20 protein-coding genes are annotated in these 19,614 nt (G+C 71.9%); 13 read left to right on the top strand and 7 right to left on the bottom strand.

What is annotated here, in order from left to right; translation table 11 throughout:
* Nucleotides 1–137: 137 nt before the first annotated feature.
* A complete protein-coding gene (locus tag AC3AGO_RS04345) occupies nt 138–818 on the bottom strand; it encodes a HalD/BesD family halogenase (RefSeq protein WP_487818770.1) in 681 nt (226 codons plus the stop codon).
* Nucleotides 819–1,164: 346 nt separating this feature from the next.
* Between AC3AGO_RS04345 and AC3AGO_RS04340 the strand changes: the two genes are divergently transcribed.
* Both AC3AGO_RS04340 and AC3AGO_RS04335 read left to right on the top strand, forming a co-directional pair.
* Nucleotides 1,165–1,434: a hypothetical protein gene (locus AC3AGO_RS04340; RefSeq protein WP_487818769.1), complete on the top strand. Its 270-nt coding sequence runs from the start codon at nt 1,165–1,167 to the stop codon at nt 1,432–1,434.
* A gap of 147 nt (nt 1,435–1,581) precedes the next feature.
* Entirely contained in the window at nt 1,582–2,010 is a 429-nt protein-coding gene (locus AC3AGO_RS04335) for a DUF4345 domain-containing protein (protein ID WP_487818768.1), read from the top strand.
* A gap of 27 nt (nt 2,011–2,037) precedes the next feature.
* Here the strand turns inward: AC3AGO_RS04335 and AC3AGO_RS04330 are convergent, their stop codons facing one another.
* From AC3AGO_RS04330 to AC3AGO_RS04315, 4 genes are all read right to left on the bottom strand, one after another.
* A complete protein-coding gene (locus AC3AGO_RS04330) occupies nt 2,038–2,853 on the bottom strand; it encodes a hypothetical protein (protein WP_487818767.1) in 816 nt (271 codons plus the stop codon).
* Nucleotides 2,854–3,039: 186 nt separating this feature from the next.
* Nucleotides 3,040–3,507, bottom strand: a complete 468-nt coding sequence (locus AC3AGO_RS04325; RefSeq protein ID WP_487818766.1) for a DUF2269 family protein — start codon at nt 3,505–3,507, stop codon at nt 3,040–3,042.
* The gene (locus tag AC3AGO_RS04320) at nt 3,504–3,683 is read right to left on the bottom strand and encodes a hypothetical protein (RefSeq protein ID WP_487818765.1); all 180 of its coding nucleotides are present in this window, start codon (nt 3,681–3,683) and stop codon (nt 3,504–3,506) included. The genes AC3AGO_RS04325 and AC3AGO_RS04320 overlap by 4 nt, the downstream gene beginning before the upstream one ends.
* A 50-nt stretch (nt 3,684–3,733) precedes the next feature.
* Nucleotides 3,734–4,462, bottom strand: a complete 729-nt coding sequence (locus tag AC3AGO_RS04315) for a DJ-1/PfpI family protein (protein WP_487818764.1) — start codon at nt 4,460–4,462, stop codon at nt 3,734–3,736.
* A gap of 189 nt (nt 4,463–4,651) precedes the next feature.
* Here AC3AGO_RS04315 and AC3AGO_RS04310 point away from each other — a divergent pair, with 189 nt between their 5' ends.
* From AC3AGO_RS04310 to crcB, 11 genes are all read left to right on the top strand, one after another.
* Nucleotides 4,652–5,611 (top strand): GlxA family transcriptional regulator, encoded by a 960-nt coding sequence (locus AC3AGO_RS04310; RefSeq protein WP_487818763.1) that lies wholly within the window; start codon nt 4,652–4,654, stop codon nt 5,609–5,611.
* A 307-nt stretch (nt 5,612–5,918) separates the two neighbouring features.
* The gene (locus AC3AGO_RS04305) at nt 5,919–6,494 is read left to right on the top strand and encodes a GrpB family protein (protein WP_487818762.1); all 576 of its coding nucleotides are present in this window, start codon (nt 5,919–5,921) and stop codon (nt 6,492–6,494) included.
* A 100-nt stretch (nt 6,495–6,594) separates the two neighbouring features.
* A complete protein-coding gene (locus AC3AGO_RS04300) occupies nt 6,595–9,852 on the top strand; it encodes a GH92 family glycosyl hydrolase (protein ID WP_487818761.1) in 3,258 nt (1,085 codons plus the stop codon).
* Between the two features lie 195 nt (nt 9,853–10,047).
* Nucleotides 10,048–10,896 (top strand): hypothetical protein, encoded by an 849-nt coding sequence (locus AC3AGO_RS04295; RefSeq protein WP_487818760.1) that lies wholly within the window; start codon nt 10,048–10,050, stop codon nt 10,894–10,896.
* On the top strand, nt 10,893–11,372 hold the full coding sequence (locus tag AC3AGO_RS04290; RefSeq protein WP_487818759.1) for an RDD family protein: 480 nt from the start codon (nt 10,893–10,895) through the stop codon (nt 11,370–11,372). The genes AC3AGO_RS04295 and AC3AGO_RS04290 overlap by 4 nt, the downstream gene beginning before the upstream one ends.
* Before the next feature lie 136 nt (nt 11,373–11,508).
* Nucleotides 11,509–11,901 carry an SHOCT domain-containing protein gene (locus AC3AGO_RS04285; protein WP_487818758.1) on the top strand — a complete coding sequence of 131 codons (393 nt, stop codon included), beginning with the start codon at nt 11,509–11,511 and terminating at the stop codon, nt 11,899–11,901.
* Between the two features lie 154 nt (nt 11,902–12,055).
* Nucleotides 12,056–14,848 carry an MGH1-like glycoside hydrolase domain-containing protein gene (locus AC3AGO_RS04280; RefSeq protein ID WP_487818757.1) on the top strand — a complete coding sequence of 931 codons (2,793 nt, stop codon included), beginning with the start codon at nt 12,056–12,058 and terminating at the stop codon, nt 14,846–14,848.
* Nucleotides 14,845–16,329, top strand: a complete 1,485-nt coding sequence (locus AC3AGO_RS04275) for an alpha-amylase (protein ID WP_487818756.1) — start codon at nt 14,845–14,847, stop codon at nt 16,327–16,329. The genes AC3AGO_RS04280 and AC3AGO_RS04275 overlap by 4 nt, the downstream gene beginning before the upstream one ends.
* A gap of 402 nt (nt 16,330–16,731) precedes the next feature.
* Nucleotides 16,732–17,217 carry a fluoride efflux transporter FluC gene (locus AC3AGO_RS04270; RefSeq protein WP_487818755.1) on the top strand — a complete coding sequence of 162 codons (486 nt, stop codon included), beginning with the start codon at nt 16,732–16,734 and terminating at the stop codon, nt 17,215–17,217.
* On the top strand, nt 17,214–17,402 hold the full coding sequence (locus AC3AGO_RS04265; RefSeq protein ID WP_487818754.1) for a hypothetical protein: 189 nt from the start codon (nt 17,214–17,216) through the stop codon (nt 17,400–17,402). The genes AC3AGO_RS04270 and AC3AGO_RS04265 overlap by 4 nt, the downstream gene beginning before the upstream one ends.
* Complete coding sequence (gene crcB / locus AC3AGO_RS04260; protein ID WP_487818753.1) at nt 17,399–17,773, top strand: fluoride efflux transporter CrcB; 375 nt, start codon at nt 17,399–17,401, stop codon at nt 17,771–17,773. Before AC3AGO_RS04265 ends, crcB begins: the two co-directional genes overlap by 4 nt.
* A gap of 6 nt (nt 17,774–17,779) precedes the next feature.
* On the opposite strand, the gene AC3AGO_RS04255 is transcribed toward crcB, so the two are convergent.
* Both AC3AGO_RS04255 and AC3AGO_RS04250 read right to left on the bottom strand, forming a co-directional pair.
* Nucleotides 17,780–18,724, bottom strand: a complete 945-nt coding sequence (locus tag AC3AGO_RS04255; RefSeq protein WP_487824526.1) for an arsenic resistance protein — start codon at nt 18,722–18,724, stop codon at nt 17,780–17,782.
* Nucleotides 18,725–18,803: 79 nt separating this feature from the next.
* Entirely contained in the window at nt 18,804–19,580 is a 777-nt protein-coding gene (locus AC3AGO_RS04250) for a TioE family transcriptional regulator (RefSeq protein ID WP_487818752.1), read from the bottom strand.
* Nucleotides 19,581–19,614: the final 34 nt, after the last annotated feature.

The following is a 19,614-nucleotide window of genomic DNA, read 5'->3' as shown; positions in this document are numbered from 1 at the left end:
TCCGTACGACGGCGGCCGGGGCCGGCCGGGAAGTGGCCCGAACTGCCGCACGTCAGAGTCCTGGTGGGCCCGGCCTCCGGGCGTCGTCGGGCTCTCGGCGTGCGGAGCCGATGAGCCGGCCGCCGGGCTGGAGCGGTTCAGGCGTAAAGCTGCCGGGCCGATGGGGTGTGCACGGGGGTGGTGTCAGGAGTGGTGTAGGCGAAGTTGATGACAGTGCGACGCAGGCCGGAGCGGGCTAGAGGGGTCACGCGGTGGGCGGTGGTGTCGCTGCGCAGCAGGTACGCGTCGCCGGCGCGGTGATGCGCGGTGCGGGACGCGCCGTCGTCGAGAGCGCGGAGGGAACCCGCGTCGGGAAGGTACTGGAGCAGCCCGCCGTCCTCGGGGCCGGCCGGGGCCTCGATGAAGAGCACCAGAGCGAGGGGATAGTCGTCGCAGTGCGCTCCGTGGGTGTCGCCGCTCCGGTGCAGGATGTTGAGGACGTGCCGCTCCACCGGATCGGGGACGCCGGCAGCCCGTTCCCCGGAGAGCGTGCCGACCAGGTTCACCAGGCCACGGTCCTCGTAGAGCCCGGTGACGAGCGGGGACTCCCGGGCGATGATGTGCCCGCCCAGCGTCGTCATGTGGCGGGGCGAGTTGTTCATGCAGTCCATGGTGAAGTCGCGGCGCCGGGCGGCCTTCTCCAGGCGCAGGGCCTCCTCGCGCAGGAGATTCTCTCCCTTCGGGGTGAGCAGCCCGGGCAGCGGCAGGTAGCCGTCGGTCCGGAACCGTTGCCGGGCCTTCTGCTCCGCAGACGCGGTGAGATCGGGGATGCACAGCACGCGGTGGCCGCTCCTTCGTCTTGCTCGGACCGTCCGTTCAGGGACCTCTACCTCCCCGTGCCGGTACGGCCGCATTCCCGGCGCGTGACATTCGGCCTGAACATGGAGTGAGGTGCCACGCCCTGGTACGAACACCGAGAGTGAAGGGTGGGCGTGCTGGTGCGGGCGTGAACTTCTCGTGGTGACGGGGGATTTGACGGCCCGGAGGGCGGAACGGCTGGTCGGGCGCGGGTGAGTGGTCACGCGCTGCCATCGGCGGAGTCACGCTGGGCGATGATCAACGTGCGGGAGTGCGGTGGCCGCCCCAGGGTGGGGAGAACGTCGGTTCCAGACGTCGGAGGAAGAGATGCGTAGTTATCGCGGTCCGGCGCTCGTCTACTGTGGCGGCGCCGCCATCGGCGAAGTGATCGCCAACCTGAACGCGGACGCGGCCGTGGGCCAAGAGGTCTGGTACGGCGCGCTCGACACCGGCAGCAAGGGCGGTGACCTGCACCGTTTCCGGCGGGACGTGCTGCGGCTGCGGCTCCCCGACGGGCACGAGGGCACCATGCAGCTGACCGGCCTCGACCTGCGCGGCGCGGCAGGCGTCAAGGGAACGGGCCCGGCCCCGTTCTGACCCCTCCTCCTGACGGCACCACCCCACGGCAGGGACCCGCCCCGGCGGGCCCCTGCCGTACTCGCGCTCCCCGGCGGTGCGCTCGGGCGCGCCCCTTACGGGAGGGGTGGGGCTTGCGCGGCGTGTACGGGACGGGATCATGGGCGCATGGCCTCACATGCACGTTCCGGAAAGGGCAGCCGCGGACGGCGCGGACTGCAGATCTCCCTGGGTGCGGTGGCGGCGCTCCCGCTGTACTCGGGGACGGCGGGGATGATCGTCGGACCGTCCGCGCTGCCCGGCCAGAGCGCGCGGGTCAGCGCCACGCTCGACAGCGAGTACCGCTTCGTCAACGCGTTCTGGCTGACGGCCGCGCCGGTCGTCTGGTCGACACTGCCGCGTGTGGAGAAGCACGGCCGCGTCCTCCAACTCGTCCTGGGCGCCGCGTTCGCCGGCGGCGTCGGGCGGCTCATCTCGCTGCGCAAGGCGGGGCGCCCGCACCCCACCATGCTCGCCGCGCTCGGCATCGAACTCGCCGTCGTGCCGGGCCTGTTGGCCTGGCAGGCGGCCGTGGCGAAGGCGGCCCGCGAGGAGTGACCCCGGGGCGGTGAGCGCAGCGGGGTGTCAGCGCCACCAGGGTTCGCGTACGACGAGGGTCTCCGTGGTGTCGCAGCCCTGGCCGTTGGAGATCTGGTGGGAGTCGAGGTTCCAGCCGACGACGCCGTTGCCCTTGCGGGCCAGTTCGATCAGATGCCGGGGGTGGGTGCGGGCGCCGTCGGTGACCTCGCAGCGTACGACCGCCGTCCACGAACGGCCGTCCACTGCGGCGGCGAACGCCAGGACCGGCAGGACGATCACCGTCAGGGCGAGCGCCGCCCACTGTTCGGCCGCCGCCCAGCGGTGCAGCCACGGCGAGGTCCGGCGCGCTTCGGCGTGGTGGCGGTGGTGACGGCCGCGGCGTCCCGTGCGGTACTCGGTCACGATGCCCTGCCGCAGCAGGACGGAGGCGAGGAACGTGCCAAGTCCCCACCAGGGCCCGAAGAAACAGGCGTCGATCACGCCGACGGCCAGCGGGGTGACCAGGCTCAACGCCCCCAGCCGGGCGGCGGCGGCCGCACCGGCGCCGCCCGGTACCGCGCCGCGTGCGGCGAAGACCGCGAACAGTACGCGCGAGAGCACCACGCCCAGCACGGAGCCGAACAGCGCGTTGGAGAGGACCATTCCGACCAGTACGTCGGGCCAGTTGGACAGTTCCATGCCGGTGAACACCTCGCGCACCGAGCCGCCCTCGCCGACCGTGTAGGCGACCTTCACGACCGGTACGGCCAGGACCAGGGCGAGCAGCACGGTGTGGCCAGGCCCGCCCTTGCTGTCCATGGCGGCGGACGGCGAATCGGTCCGGTCGGGAGGGGCGTTGGTGGTGCGCGGCTCGCTGGGCATGACGGGAACTGAAGCAGAAAGCCGTAGCGGGACAAAGGTGACGCTCCGGGCGGTACGTATGTCGGTCCTGGTCCTGGTCCCGGTCTCGGGCCTGGTGCCGGTCCCGGTGCCGGCCTCCGTGGCGGTGCGCCGCACTGCCGGGGTCGTACGGCGCACCGCCGGTTCCGTACGGCGCACCCGTGCGGCTCAGGCGCCCGTGGTGGAGCCGGGGCGGATGATCATGAGGATGGTGACCAGGGCCCAGAGCAGGTTGAAGACGCCGGTGAACATGGCCAGCCGTACGGTGCCGTGGCGCTCCACCGGCGAGGCTTGGTGGGCGAGTTGCTCCAAGAGGGCCTCCTGGCGGGGCAGTACGAGCAGGGCGAGGATCCCGGCGGTGGCCGCGGTCAGCACGATCGAGGCGATCAGCCACGCGTCGGTGAGGACGCCCATGCTGCCGGCGGTGAAGAAGCCCAGCACGGGGACGGCGAGGCCGATGCCCGCGTAGACGTGGCAGATGCGGTGCAGCAGCCGTACGGCCGTCATGGACGTCGCGTCGGCCTCCGCGGCCTGGGCGCGGCGTACGGCCGGGGGAAACATGCTGGCCGCGACGGTGACGGGGCCGATGGCGATGATGGCCGCCAGGACGTGGAGGGTGAGGAAGAGCTTCGTCATCGCGCGGCGCCCGTCTCCTCGTCGTCGGCGTGCCGGCGCAGGTGAACGAGGGGGTGCTGCGGGCCGGTTGGGATGGTGACGGTCAAGTGCCGGGCGCCTTCGGCGGGATGGGCGGAGGCCGGGTTGGTGGGGCGGCCGGGACCGGGGGAGCCGGGGCCGGGGGAGGTGGGATTCATGGGTGCGGGGTGCTTTCCGTGCGGGTGGTTTCCTGAGGGCGGCGCGGGGCTCACCGGGCGGGTGCGGGGCCGCGGCGGGACCACACGGTGCCGCGGCGTTCATGGGCGAAGAGGGACTCGACGCCGTGCGCGACCTGCGGGCCGACCTCGCGTTCGATCACGTACAGGGCGACGTCCAGGCCCGAGGTGACATTCGCGCCGGTGATCAGGTCGCCGTCGTCGACGACACGGGCGGTCACGGGGAGGGTGCCGGTGGTTTCGAGGAGGTCCAGGCCCCGGTGGTGGGTGGTGGCGTGCCGGCCCTCGGTCAGCCCGGCCATGGCGAGGATCATGGAGCCGCCGCAGACGGTGACCACGAGGGTGTCCTCGCGCCGCAGGGCCTCGCCGGCCAGGCGCGGCAGTTCGGTCCGCAGGGTACGGCCGAGGAGCTCGGGGATCGTGGCCTGCGAGTCCGGGCCGTCCGGCGCGCCGGGACCGGACCCGGAACCTGTGTCATCGCCCCGCCCGGCCCCTGCGGCCTCCGCCGCGGGACCGTCGGCGGGGAGCCTCCCCGCGGCACCCGGCAGGACGATCACGTCGGCGCGTACGGGATCGAGGGCGCTCGTGGCGCGCAACGTCAACGGGGGGAGCCCGCTGGGGACTTCGCGCGGACCCTCCGCGGAGACCAGTTCCGCGGTGACGGCACCGTCGGTGAGCGTGCCGGCCGCGTGAAAGACCTCGTACGGCGCGATCACGTCCAGCGGATCGAAGCCGTCGAACAGGACGAACTGGGCAAGCATGCGGCGCTCCTCGTACGGGGTGGGCGATCTTCGGTTCCTTCACGCTAGGCAGCGGGTCCTGGCTCTCCCAGTGGCTGAAATGACAAAGGCCGACGACTTCTCGCCACACGTGACTGGGAGGGTGGCGGCAGATTCGTGGCGGTGACCTGGCACTTCCGGCCTGGCGGGAACCTGTCTATCGTGAGGTTCATGCACACCGTGGCGATCCTTGCCCTCGATCATGTCGTCCCCTTCGACATGGCGGTCCCGCTGGAGGTGTTCGGGCGGACCCGGCTCCCGGACGGCCGCCGCCCCTACCGGGTGCAGGTCTGCGCGCCCGCGCCGCAGGTGGCGGGGGAGGCGTTCGGCATCGTCGCGCCGTACGGGCTGGACGCGTTGGCGACGGCGGACACGATCATCGTGCCCGGCTGCGCGGAGAACGCGCCGCCGCCCGGCGAGGACGTACTGGACGCGCTGCGGGCGGCCGCGGCCAACGGCACGCGGATCGCCTCCATTTGCAGCGGTGCATTCATCCTCGCCGCCACGGGACTGCTGGACGGGCTGCGGGCGACGACGCACTGGGTGGCGGCGCCGGCCCTGGCCGAGCTGTTCCCGAAGGTCGACGTGCGCCCCGACGTGCTCTACGTCGACAACGGCCTGCTCCTGACCTCGGCCGGCGCGGCCGCCGGGCTGGACCTGTGCCTGCACATGATCCGCCGGGACCTGGGGTCCGCGGTCGCCGCCGACGCGGCCCGGCTGTCCGTGGTGCCGCTCGAACGGGAGGGCGGGCAGGCCCAGTTCATTGCCACGGCGCAGCCGCCCGTACCGCAGGGATCCCTGCTGGAACCGGTCCTCGCATGGCTGGAGGAACACCTCGGACAGGACGTCACCCTCGCGGACATGGCCGCCCGCAGCGGCCTGAGCGAACGCACCTTCAGCCGTCGCTTCCGTGAACAGACCGGCACCACCCCGCTCCAGTGGCTCCTGCGCGCCCGCGTGCGGCAGGCACAGTTCCTGCTGGAGACCACCGACTACGGCGTCGAACGCATCGCAACCCAGACCGGCTTCGGCTCCCCGACAGCCTTCCGCGAGCGCTTCAAACGAGTAGCAGGCGTAACCCCCCACACCTACCGCACCGCGTTCCACGCCCGCAGAACGCCGAGCGTGTGAGGCCCGCCTCGCGTGAGGGGGTCGGCCTCCGGGGCCAGGCGCGGACGGGTCGCACGACTGGGCCCCTTGTCGGCCTGGTTGCCGCGCTGATTGTGGCCGTCAAGTAGAACCGGAAGACGCGCCGCTCTTAGGCAGTGCGTCTCTTCCACGAGACCGTCGCGCACCGCGCACGCAAGGCGTGGGACTGAGCCTCACCTGCCACTCCTGGCTGGTGAGGCGAACGTCCAGTCGCGCCGAGGGACTTCGGACGCTTCGGCCGGCCGTGTCGCCTCCGTACGGTCGGGCGGGGCGCCGTTAGCGTGCCGGTATGGGTGGTGTCGAGGAGCCGGTTCGGGTTGTGGCGCATGAGTGGGGTTGGGCGCTTCAGGGGCGGGAGTTGGTGCGGGATGTGTCGGCGGCGTTGCGTGGGTTAGCGGTGGATGTGGCGCACATCGGATCCACCGCCGTTCCAGGGCTGGCGGCCAAGCCGGTCCTCGACCTTCAGGTCGGCTGCCCGGAGAGCGAGAGCGGGGCCGTCGTTTCCCGGCTGGAGGGGCTCGGGTTCGAGCATCTGGGGCAGGCCGGTGTTCCGGGGCGGGAGTATCTGCGGCGCCGCTCGGAGCGGCCGACCGACGCCCCTGTGCCGGTCGATGCTCCTGCGCCGGCCGGCGCCCCCGTGTCCGCCAATGTCCATGTGGTCGAGCGGAACGGGCAGTTGCGGAACGACAACATCCTCTTCCGTGACTATCTCGCGGCGCATCCGCGAGCGCGGGCCCGGTACGAGGCGGCCAAGCGGGCGGCGGCGTCCGGGGCGCCGGGGCTGGTGGCGTATTCGGACCGGAAGGCGCAGGTCGTGGGGTCGATCGTGCGGGCGGCGCGGGAGTGGGGCGGCGGGGAGAGGTGAGGGCCGGGCCGTGGGGCCGGTGCGTCCGGTGTATTGACCCGGGCACGTCAGGGCGTTGAAGGTGTAGCGGTCAACTGCGCCGTTCGGACGGAGAGTTCGCGTGCCCCCTCACAGATCCCGCAGTGCGGCTGCCGTGGCGCTTGCCTCGGTCCTGCTGCTCGGTGCCGCCACCTCGGCGACGGCCGGTCCGACAACGTTGTCGGAAGACGGCGGAAAGGCCGAGAGTGCTCAACAGGTGAAGAGCGCGCCGCTCGTGGAGGACCCCGCCGCGTACGTCGATCCGCTCAACGGCACCGGCAAGGGCGGCGAGACCGTCGGCGAGATCAACAACTTCCCCGGGCCCGCGGCGCCGTTCGGGATGATGCAGTTCTCGCCCGACACCAAGGACTCGTACTCCGGCTACCAGTACCACAGTGACCGCCTCAGGGGGTTCAGCCTGAACCACGTCTCGGCGGGCTGTGCCGCGTTCGGCGACGTGCCGATCCTGCCCGTGACCGGGGACGTTGGCGCCAAGCCGTGGGACCGTACGGAGAGCTTCTCGCACGAGGGGGAGAAGGCCGAAGCGGGCGCGTACGGCGTCACGTTGAAGGACTCCGACGTGCGCGCGGAACTGGCCGCCGGCCGCCGTACCGGGCTGGCCGGCTTCACCTTCCCCGCCGACAGCGCCGCGAAGGTGCTGGTCAAGGGAGGCGCCAGCTTCGCGGGGAACAAGAAGGCCGAGATGAGGGTGACCGGCGACCGTACCGTCACCGGCTCGGCCACCGGCGGGAACTTCTGCGGCAAGGGCAACGAGTACACGCTCCACTACGCGCTCACCTTCGACCGGCCCTTCACCGCGCACGGCACCTGGGACGGCAAGAAGGTCACCCCCGGCAGCGGCGCCGTGGACGCGCCCAAGGCGGGCACGTATCTGAGCTTCGACACGAAGGACAGCCGCACGGTCCGCGCGAAGGTCTCCATGTCGTACGTGGACGTGAAGGGCGCCGAGGCCAACATGCGCTCCGAGGTGCCCGGTTGGGACCTGGAGGGGCTGCGGAAGCAGACCCGGCAGGAGTGGAGCGAGGCGCTGCGCAGCATCCGCGTGGCGGGCCGGAACGAGGGCGAGCTGGAGACGTTCTACACCGCGCTCTACCACTCGCTGATGCACCCGAACATCTTCAACGACGCCGACGGCCGCTACATCGGCTTCGACGACAAGGTCCGTACGCTGCCGAAGGGCCGTACGCAGTACGCCAACTTCTCCGACTGGGACACCTACCGCACTCTCGCCCCGCTGCACGCGGCGCTCTTCCCGAAGCGGGCGAGCGACATGGCACAGTCGCTGGTCAACGACGCGGAGCAGGGCGGCTGGCTGCCGCGCTGGCCGATGGCCAACGACTACACGGGGCAGATGACGGGCGACAGTTCCGTACCGCTGATCTCCAATCTGCACGCCTACGGGGCCCGCGACTTCGATGTGAAGTCCGCGCTGAAGTACATGGTCAAGGGCGCCACGACGGTCGACAAGACGCCGGGTGCCTATCAGGAGCGGCCGGACATCGAGAACTACGTACGGCGGGGGTACGCGCCCAACAACGACGCGTCCCGCGGCGACCACCAGCGCGTCGGCGCCTCGGTCACGCAGGAGTGGGCGATCGACGACTTCTCGATCGGACGGCTGGCGAAGTCGGCCGGGGACGGGGCGACCGCGCGCGAGTACGCGCGGCGCGGCCAGAACTGGCAGAACCTCCTCAACCCGGCCACCGGCTACGTCCAGCCGCGCGGCGAGGACGGCCGCTTCCCCGACGGTCCCGCCTTCGTGCCGCCCGAGGAGGGCGAGTTCGGGCAGAACGGCTTCGACGAGGGCAACGCGGCGCAGTACAACTGGCTCGTCCCGCAGAACACCGCCGGGCTGATCGCCGCGATGGGCGGCCGCGGTGTGGCCACCGAGCGGCTCGACGCGTTCTTCGCCGGCAACCTCAACTCCGGCCCCAACAAGCCGACCATGTGGGCCGGCAACGAGGTCAACTTCGGCGTCCCGTGGGTGTACAACCACCTCGGGCAGCCGTGGAAGACGCAGCAGACGGTGCGGAAGATCGCGAACACGCTGTTCAGCCCCACCCCGGACGGCCAGCCGGGCAACGACGACCTGGGCGCGATGTCGTCCTGGTACGTGTGGGCCGCGCTCGGCCTCTACCCCTCGACGCCCGGCACCTCCGATCTCGCCGTGCACAGCCCGCTGTTCGAGCGTGCCGTCGTCGATCTCCCCGGCCGTGACCTCGACATCCGCGCCCCGCAGGCCGGCACCGACACCCCGTACGTGCACGGGCTGAAGCTCAACGGGCGCGACTGGAACCGGACTTCGCTGCCGCAGGACGCCGTACGGACCGGCGGCAGGCTCGACTTCGCCCTTTCCGGGCAGCCGGACACCACGTGGGGCACCGCGAAGAACGCCGCGCCGCCCTCGTACCGGCAGGGCGAGCACGCCTTCCTCGCGAACGCCGGCCCCAGCCAGGTCACCGTCGCCCCCGGCGGCGAGGGCAGGCAGCTGACCGTCGACGCGCAGCGGCTCGGCGGCCACGACCGGCGGCTGACGGTGACGGCCGAGGCGCCGCGCGGTCTCACTGTCACCCCGCGGCACCCCAGGATCGGTCTCGCCGACGGGAACGGGGCGGGCAGCACGCGGCTGACGGTCACCGCCGACAAGGGAGCTCAAGAGGGCTACTACGAGGTGCCGTTGACGGTGCGCGGCGCGCCCGGTAGCAAGCCCGTACGTACGTCGGCGATCGTCCTCGTGGCCGCCCCGGGCAGTGTGCACGCCGCCTACGACAACGCCGGTACGTCCTACGACACCGACAAGGCGGAGGCCGACTACAACGGCAAGGGCCACAGCTACTCGCGCCGCGCCCTGGCGGATGCCGGTCTGCGGGGCGGCGCCCAAGTCACCGCCTCCGGTACGTCGTTCACGTGGCCGGCCGCACCGTCCGGCCGTCCCGACAACGCGGTCGCCGCAGGCCAGACCCTGGACCTGGGCGAACGCGCGGCGGGCAAGCGGACGTTGCTGTTCGCCGGCTCCTCCTCGGACGGGGACCGGCGCGGCACCGCCAGGGTGACTTTCACCGACGGTACGACGGCCGAGGCCGACCTCTCCTTCGGCGACTGGCGCACACCGGGCGGCGGCGACGGACCGGTCCTGGGCAACTCCGTTGTCGCGCGCACCGCCTACAGCAACAAGGACACCAAGGGCGAGGGGCGCGGACCGGCGGCGTACGTCTTCGCCACCAAGCCGTTCACCGCCCCGGACGGCAAGCGCATCGCCAAGGTGACCCTGCCGGACGACCCGAACCTCCACGTCTTCGGAGTGGGCCTGGGGAAGTGAGAACGCGCGGGGCGCCGGGGTCCCGGCGCCCCACGCATGATCCACCGTCAGAACGCGGAACACTTCCGCCCCTTGGCAGTAGCCATGGCCCCGCACTCATCCCGGCGTCCCGTGCCGCGGATTCACCTTTCCCGGGTGAGGGCGGAGCGCCGCTGACGGCCGACCCTGGAGCCGACAGGAGGCGGTGAGTGGGGGTTGGGCGGAGACGGGGCGGAGGACGGGGACGAGCGGGTGGAGCAGGCGTCGCGGGTGGTGCTGGGGCTTGTTGACCTGGGCCTCGACAGGCTGAGCCGGCTCATCGACCCGGACGGCGGCGCGGCACCGGACCCGCGGGGCCTGCCCGGCCTGCTGCCCTGGTCGGCCCTGGGGCTGGGCCTGGCGCTGGAGCGGCGCACCCTGCGGATGGTGCGGGACGTCGACCGCGGCGTGCGGCCCTTGATCGCCTACGCCGTACGGCCGTTGACGAGGAGCGCGCCGTACGCCGTCGCGCGCGGATTCCTGGAGCAGTGGGGGCAGCAGGGGCTCGTCGATCAGCGGCGCAACCGGGCGCTGGCCGAGGAGTTCGTGCAGCGGCTCGTACGGGAGACGGCGGCCGGCGTACTGGTGGAGGTGGATCTGAACGAGGTGGCTGACCGCCTCGACCTCGACCGTGCGGCGGACCGGCTGGATCTCGACCGTGCGGCAGACCGGCTGGACCTCGACCGCGCGGCGGAGCGTCTGGATCTCGACCGGGCCGCCGCCCGCCTGAACCTCGACCGTGCGGCGGAACGCATCGACGTCGACGCCGTCGTGGCACGGGCGGACCTCGACGCGGTGGTCGACCGCCTCGACCTGCCCGACCTGGTCGCCAGGGTCCTCGACGAGATCGACTTCAGCCGCATCGTGCGGGAGTCCAGCGGCACGATGGCCGAGGAGACGGTGGACGCGTTCCGCGAACGGAGCGTGTCGGCCGACCGGTTCATGGGCCGGATCGTCGACCGGCTCGTGAACCGGTCCGCCGGACGGGACACGGCGGGCCCGCGTCCGGACGGGGAGAAGCCGTGACAGAAGCGTCGGCGGCCCACGGTCAGCGTGCGGGAATCGTCTCCCGCACGACTGCCGCCGTGATCGACGCGGTGCTCGTCACCGCGTTCTGCGGCGCGGTGCTCCTGGTGTACGGCGTGGGGGACTTCCTGCTGACCGGGCCCCCGTTCCGGGCCCCGGACGTCCCCCGCCCTGGCGGCATCGCGGGCGTCTTCCTGGCCGCGCTCGCCTACCTCACCTGCGGGTGGGCGATGGCGGGCCGTTCGCCGGGCAAGCAGGTCCTCGGTCTGCGTGCCGTCTGCGCCTCGGGCCGTCCGCTGTCCCCGGGGCGTGCGTGGCTGCGGGCCGTGCTGTGTCTGCTGTTCCCCGTGGGGCTCGCCTGGGTGCTCGTCAGCCGCCGCAACGCCTCCGTACAGGACCTGCTGGTGCGGACGGTGGTGGTCTACGACTGGGGCCGTCGTGGCCTCCCGGCGTCCTCCGGACACGTCGTGTCCTGAGAACCCGCGCCGCCAAAGTACGCCCGGCCACGTGGACGTCGTCGTCGCCGGCCTGCGGGGCTCACCTGCCGGGGGTGATGCGGTGTGCGGCGCGGCCGCAGCACTGTGCCTCAACCGACCTTTCAGGAGGCGCGCGATGGACTATCCACTGCTCAATGTGTTCCTGACCATGCTGTGGTTCTTCCTCTGGGTGATGTGGCTGGCCCTGGTGTTCAAGACCGTCGCGGACATCTTCCGCAGCCACGACCTCGGCGGCTGGGCGAAGACCGGCTGGCTCATCACCGTGCTGGTGCTGCCCTTCCTCGGCGTGTTCATCTATCTCGGCGTCCGCGGCAAGAAGATGAGCGAGCGGGACGTGCGAGCCGTGCAGGAGCGTGACGAAGCGTTCCGGACCTACGTGCGCGAGGCGTCCGGCGGTTCGCCGGACGGCTCGGCGAGTCAGCTGGCCCGGCTGGCGGAGCTGCGGAAGCAGGGGGAGCTGAACGACCGGGAGTACGAGCAGGCGAAGACCAAGGTGCTCGCCCACTGACGACGGCGGGCCGGAGGGACACCCGTCGGACGGGCCGCTCCTGTACGCGGGGAGCGGCCCGTTCCCCCGGCGCCGCCTCACCCCTGGGAGGTGAGGCCGGGCCGCCGCGGGCGCGGGAGACTGCGCCGGGAGGCGACAGCGAGCAGGACCGGCCATGAGCGACGGGCCGGAAGCGACGGGGCCGGAGACCAGCGGGAGGCACGCGATGGACGCGCAGGGGAGTGCCGGGGCCGAGCAGCAGCGCACCGCGGCGGACGGCGCGGAAGGTGCGGCATGGCGCCGCTGGGGCCCGTACCTCAGCGAACGGCAGTGGGGCACCGTCCGCGAGGACTACAGCGAGTCGGGCGACGCGTGGAACTCCTTCCCGCACGACCACGCGCGCTCGCGCGCCTACCGCTGGGGCGAGGACGGCCTCGGCGGCGTCAGCGACGACAAGCAGCGGCTGTGCCTGGCCCTCGCGCTGTGGAACGGGCGCGATCCGATCCTCAAGGAGCGCGCTTTCGGCCTCACCAACGCGGAGGGCAACCACGGCGAGGACGTCAAGGAGTACTACTTCTACGACGACAGCACGCCCACGCACTCCTTCATGCGCTACCGCTACAAGTATCCGCAGCGGGAGTACCCGTACAACGACCTGGTGGCCACCAACGGGGCGCGCGGCAGGCAGGAGTTCGAGTACGAGCTGCTCGACACCGGGGTCTTCGACGACGACCGCTACTTCGACGTGACCGCCGAATACGCCAAGGCCGCGCCCGAGGACATGCTCGTCCGGATCACCGTCGCGAACCGGGGCCCGGAGGAGGCCGTCCTGCATCTGCTGCCGACCCTGTGGTTCCGCAACACCTGGTCCTGGACGCAGGGCGGCGACCCGCCCGCGAAGCCCGCGATGAGCGCCCCCGAAGCGCCTGCCGGAACCTCCGTCGTACGCGCCGAACACCCCGAACTCGGCGTCTACGAGCTGCACTTCGAGGGGGAGGTGCCGCTGCTGTTCACCGAGAACGAGACCCACCACGAACGGCTCCACGGGACGCCCAGCGCCTCCCCGTACGTCAAGGACGGCATCCACCGGTACGTCGTCGGCGGCGAGCAGGGCGCGGTGAACCCGGCGCGCACCGGCACCAAGGCCGCGGCCCACTACACGCTCACCGTGCCCGGCGGCGAGGCCGTCTCCGTACGGCTCCGGCTCACCTGCACGCAGGGCACTCAACAGACCGCACAGGTCACGCAACAAGCCGTACAGAGCCCTCAACAGGCCGTGCGCCAGGCCGAGTTCGACGCCGCGATGGGCGAGCGGCAGGACGAGGCGGACGCCTTCTACGCGGACCTCACCCCGTCTTCCTTCGGCGAGGACGAGGCGCTCGTCATGCGCCAGGCACTGGCCGGGATGCTGTGGAGCAAGCAGTACTACCTCTTCGACCTGGAAAAGTGGCTGGCGGAGCACGACGTGGACCCGTGGAGCTCCACAGGCCGGCAGGTGCGCAACCGCGAGTGGTTCCACATGCTCAGCGACTCGGTCATCTCCATGCCCGACAAGTGGGAGTACCCCTGGTTCGCCGCCTGGGACCTCGCCTTCCAGGCGGTGGCCCTCGCCGCCGTCGACCCGGCGCTGGCCAAACAGCAGCTCGAACTGCTGCTGTCCGACAGCTACTTGCACCCCAACGGGCAGATCCCGGCGTACGAGTGGAACTTCAGCGACGTGAACCCGCCCGTCCACGCCTGGGCCGCCTACTTCGTGTACGCCGTGGAGGAACGCCTCACCGGCCGGTCCGACACGGCGTTCCTGGAGCGCACCTTCCTCAAACTGCTCACCAACTTCACCTGGTGGGTCAACCGCAAGGACCCCGACGGCAACAACGTCTTCCAGGGCGGCTTCCTCGGCCTCGACAACATCGGCGTCTTCGACCGCAGCGCCGCACTGCCCACCGGAGGCCAGCTGGACCAGGCCGACGGCACCGCCTGGATGGCGCTGTACTGCCAGACGATGCTGCAGATCTCCCTCGAACTCGCCGAACGCGACCCGGCGTACGAGGACCTGGCCGTCAAATTCACCCAGCACTTCCTGTGGATCTCCGCCTCCATGGACCGCATCGGTGAGAGCCAGGACGAACTGTGGGACGAGGAGGACGGGTTCTTCTACGACGTGCTGCGGCTTCCCGACGGCTCGGCGACGCGCCTGAAGATCCGCTCCATGGTCGGCCTGCTGCCGCTGTGCGCGGCGACCGTGTTCCGCCCCGACCAGCTCACCCGGTTCGCCCATCTCACCGAGCGGATCCGCGAGTTCGCCCGCCGCCACCCGTCCCTGAGCGTCACCGCCACCTCCGCGCAGGCCGGCACCGCGGGCGGGGCGCGACTGCTGGCGGTGATGGACGAGAAGAAGCTGACACGCGTACTGACCCGCCTCCTGGACGAGGACGAGTTCCTCAGCCCGTACGGCATCCGCGCACTCTCCCGCCACCACGCGCAGCACCCGTACACCTTCCACGTGCGCGGCGAGGAGCTGCGCGTGGGCTATCTGCCCGCGGAGTCCGACTCGGGCATGTTCGGCGGCAACTCCAACTGGCGCGGCCCCGTGTGGTTCCCGACGAACGCGCTCGTCATCCGCGCGCTGCTCAACCTGTACGCCTTCTACGGCGACGACTTCACCGTCGAGTGCCCGACCGGCTCCGGCACGCAGAAGAACCTGGCCGAGGTCGCCGAGGAGATCTCCGCCCGGCTCACACGGATCTTCCTGCGCGACGCGGAGGGCCGCCGCCCCGTCTACGGCGGCCAGGAGAAGTTCCAGAACGACCCGCACTGGCGGGACCTGATCAGCTTCCACGAGTACTTCCACGGCGACAACGGCGCGGGCCTCGGAGCCGCCCATCAGACCGGCTGGACCGGCCTGGTCGCCACCCAGATGCTGGTGTTCGCGCACCGTGCCGCGGCAGGCGAGGGGTGCAAGCCGTGACCGGCCTGCCCGCGCAGCCCGTCGTCCACGAGGTCAACACCTGGCTGTGGCTGCGGGAAACGGAACGCCGCACCGGGCGCCCCGCCTCCCTCGGCGACATGCCCGAGGACGCATGGGACGAGATCACCCCGCACGGCATCGACGCCGTGTGGCTGATGGGCGTGTGGGAACGCAGCCCCGCCGGACGGGCCATCGCCCTCGCCGACCCCGGCCTGCGCTCCGCCTTCCGCCGCGCCCTGCCCGACGTGTCGGAGGCCGACATCGCCGGCTCCCCCTACTGCGTACGCCGCTACACCGTCGACGCGCGCCTCGGCGGCCCCGAAGGGCTCGCCGCGGCGCGGGCCGAACTCCACCGGCGGGGCATCGGCCTCGTCCTCGACTACGTGCCCAACCACCTCGCCCCGGACAGCCCGTGGCTCACCGAACGCCCCGACTGCTTCGTCCACGGCTCGGCGGACGACCTCGCGAAGGACCCGGCCGCCTTCTACGAGACCGGCGGCGCCGTCTTCGCCCGCGGCCGCGACCCCTACTTCCCGCCCTGGCCCGACGTGGTCCAGCTCAACGCCTTCAGCCCCGCGCTGCGCCGGGCCACAGCCGACGTCCTGCGCGACATCGGCGGCATGTGCGACGGCGTGCGCTGCGACATGGCGATGCTCATGATGAACAACGTCTTCGCCAACACGTGGGGCGAGCGCGCCGGACCCGTACCCCACGAGGACTTCTGGCCTACGGTGCTCGGCGCCGTACGCGAACAACGGCCCGGCATGGTGTTCCTCGCCGAGGCCTACTGGGACCTCGAATGGGCCCTCACCCAGCAGGGGTTCGACTTCTGCTACGACAAGCGCCTCTACGACCGGCTGATCCACGAGAGCCCCGAGTCCGTACGCGGCCACCTCCAGGCCGACACCGGCTACCAGCGCCACCTCGTCCGCTTCCTGGAGAACCACGACGAACCGCGCGCCGCGCTGACCCTGGGCCCCGCGAAGGAGCAGGCGGCGGCCGTCCTGACCGCCACCCTGCCCGGCGCGACGCTGTGGCACGAGGGCCAGTTCACCGGACGCCGCACGCATCTGCCGGTGTTCCTGACCCGGCGCCCGGACGAGATCCCGGACCACGGACAGCGGGTCTTCCACGAGCAGTTGCTCGCCGCGGTCCACAACAGCCGGATGCGTACGGGGAAGTGGCGGCTGCTGGAGTGCGAGGGCTGGGCGGACAACGCCACCCACCGTGCGCTGCTCGCCTGGTGCTGGTCGGGCGAGGCAGGCCGGCACGTGATCGTCGTCAACCTCTCCGACCGCCCCGCGCAGGGCCGCATCCGCCTCCCCTGGGACGAACTGGGCGGCCGTACCTGGCAGTTGACCGGACTCCTCGACACGGTGCGCTACGAACGGGACGGCGACGAACTCCGCGACCCCGGCCTCTACGCGGCCCTGGACGCCTGGGGCAGCCACGTCTTCACGCTCGAAGAGCGCGCTGCCTGACCCGATCCCCGCGACAGGCGCGCGGGTACGGGCTGTTGGGCTCGCTCCTGGACGGGGCGCGCGGCGACTGCGTACCGGGCACCGACTCCGATGCCGCGCAGCCGGGCATCTTCGGGCCCTCCCGGATGCCGACGATCGAGGACGGCCCCCGTACGCGGAGAACTCCAACGACAGCGCCTGGCCGGCCAACGCCGAGCGGCCGCTGGGCGGTTACGGTGTACGCCGGTGACGAGGACGTTCCGCTGGGGCGGTAGTGTCGGCCTTGCAGTGGTCCGGTTCCCGGAGGTGCTGCGCGGCGGTGGGGCCCGCCGTACCCGAACCGCGGCACAGGCGCCGCCAACGATCCCTGCTTGCAAGGAGCGCACCCGCCTCGGGTGCCCTGTGAGTAGGAGACGTGTATCCATGGGAGCCCCAACACCCCAGGTGGCAGAGCCCACCGACCCCGATGCCGAGCTGCCCCGGCGGCCCGCCCGTCGCCGTGCGGCCATGCGCGGTCAGGGGCCGGCGGTGGCGGTAGTGGCCCTCGGCGGCGGGCTCGGGGCGGCGGCCCGGTACGGCGCCACGCTGCTCTGGCCCACCACCGTCGGCACCTTTCCCTGGACGACCCTGTGGGTGAACGCCGCGGGCTGTGCGGTGATCGGCGTGTTCATGGTGCTGATCAGCGACGCGTGGCCGGCGCACCGGCTGGTACGGCCGTTCTTCGGCACCGGCGTGCTGGGCGGCTTCACCACCTTCTCCACGTACGCGGTGGACATCGAGCGACTGGTGCACGGCGGCGCGCCCCGGACCGCGCTGGCGTACCTGGCGCTGACGCTGCTCACGGCGCTGGCCGCGGTGACCGGCGCGGCGCTCGCCACGCGCCGCGTCCTGGCGTGGAGGCAGGCATGACGGGGCCGGCGGGTACGGACCGGCGGGTGCTGTCGCCGGGCGAGGCCCGGCCCGGGGCCCTCGCTGGCGCGTACGAGCGCGTCGCCGCCTGCATGCCGCAGCTCGACGAGCCAGTGGGCGAGGGCCTGGTGATACTGGAGGACTGCGAGGCCGTCCGGTACGCGGGCCGTGAGGAGATCAAGTGAACTGGCTGCTGGTGGTGTTGGGTGGGGCGGTCGGCGCCCCGCTGCGGTATCTGACCGACCGGGCCGTGCAGCAGCGGCACGACACCGTCTTCCCCTGGGGCACGTTCGTGGTGAACGTGGCCGGCTGTCTGGTCCTCGGCGTGATCACCGGCGCGGTCGCGGCGGGCGCGGCCTCCTCGACGGTGCGGCTGCTGCTGGGCACCGGATTCTGCGGTGCGCTGACGACGTACTCGACCTTCTCCTACGAGACGCTGCGCCTGGCCGAGAGCGGCGCCCGCTTCTTCGCGGCGGCCAACGCGCTCGCCGGCGTCGCGGCCGGCCTGGGCGCGGTCTTCATCGGCGTCACGCTGGCCGACGCGCTGTGGGCGTAGGTCGCGTCACGGTCTGACGGGCAGCAGGCGGGGCACCAGCCGTACGTAGATCACCATGCCGATCACTTCGACGAGTGTCTGGGTGACCACGACGACGGCGGCGATGGCCATCCGGTCGGGCAGGGCCAGCGCGAGGGGGAGGATGACCAGCGAGTTGCGGGTCGCCCCGGTGAACACGAGGGCGCGGCCGGAGGGTGCGTCCAGCCGGAACAGCCGGGCCACGGCGAGCCCGGCGCACGCCATCACGACGAGGAAGAGCACGTAGAAGGGCACGACGCGGACGACGTCGGCGAGGCGCGGGCCCAGCTCGGTGACCTGGGAGGCGACCACGGTCAGCAGGGTGACCATCATCAGCGGCACCATGACCGTACCCAGCGCGTCGGTGACGCAGCGGCCGGCGGCCCGGCGCGCGGCCCAGCCCTGGCTGAGCCAGGCCAGCGCCAGCGGGACGACGATCAGCACCACGAACGCCTCGACGAACGGGCCCGGTTCCACGATATCGGCCAGACCAGGCCCCATGAACAGCAACAAGTAGCCGGGCAGCAGGACCATTTGGGCGAGCAGCAGGAGCGGTGTGGCGGCGAGCAGCCGGTGGCTGCTGCCGCCCGCCAGCCCGCTGAAGACGATCACGTAGTCCACGCAGGGGCACAACAGCACCAGCAGGACGCCCAGTCGGAGGGCCTGGTCGTGGGGGAGGAAGGCGAACATCGCCGCGACGACCAGCGGGACGACCACGAAGTTCACCACCAGCGTGGCGGCCAGGAACCGCCCGGCACGCAGCGAACGGACCAGTTCCGCGGCGGGCACCTGCAGGAACGTCACGTACAGCAGCGCTGCCAGCACCGGGTTGATGGCGTGCTCCAGCCCCGGCCCCGCACCGGGGGCCGCCCGGCCCAGCAGGGCCCCGGCGGCCAGCGCCCCGACGTAGAGGGCGACTTGATGGCGTTCCATGCCTGCGACCAGGCCGGGTGACGACGACAACGTACGTGGCTCCTTGTGCGGGTGACGGGGAGTTGGGGACCGGGGGCGGTTACTCGCGTGCGCGGAGGTAGGCGTCCAGTTCGGCGGCCCCGGCCAGCATCGCCCGGCCGCGCGCCGACAGCCGGGCGCGCCAGTCGGCGAGGGCGGCCTCCAGCGGTTCCAGCCCGCCGGCTGTGCGCACCTGCTCGACGAGCGGCGCGATCTGCTCCAACAGGTAGCCCCCGCGCCGGAGTTGGTGTGCCAGCCGGGCGTCCCGTACGTCGGCCTCGTCGTAGACGCGGTATCCGGTCAGCGGGTCGCGGTCCGGGCGTACCAGTCCGGCGTGCTCCCATTTGCGCAGCGTCGCGGGCCGGATCCCCAACTGCCGGGCCAGCGGCCCGATGAACATGCTCTCCGATCCGGGTGACGTCGCCGGTCCGGACGCCGCGTACGACGTGGACACCCCCGCCACGGTGCCGTGCCCGGACGCCGCGCCGGGCTCCAGGTCGCGCAGGGCGCTCTCCACGGCCCGGAGAGTCCGGCGGTCCTCCAGGAGTTGGGCGTGACTCTCGTCGAGGAGGCGGAACGCCTCCTCGGCCGCGCCCTCGTTCACTGCCCGCATGACCGCCGTCGCCGTCGGATGACCGTGGCCGGGCAGCAGGGCGAGGAAGGCGCGCAGGGCGCGGGCGTGCAGTGGCGTGTAGGTGCGGTAGCCGTGGTCCGTGCGGCCGGCGGCCGGAAGGATGCCGGCCTCCTCGTAGTTCCGGACCGCCTGCGTGGACAGCCCGTGTCCGCGGGCCAGGTCAACCGGTCTGAGGCGTTCACTGCTTTGAAGGTTTCGTCTCATGAGCCCGCCGATATCGCGTAAAAGTTTCCACCGA

This window comes from Streptomyces sp. BL1 (assembly GCF_057628045.1).
The sequence above is the reverse complement of the archived record's forward strand: the minus strand, read 5'-3'. Positions and strand labels throughout refer to the sequence as shown.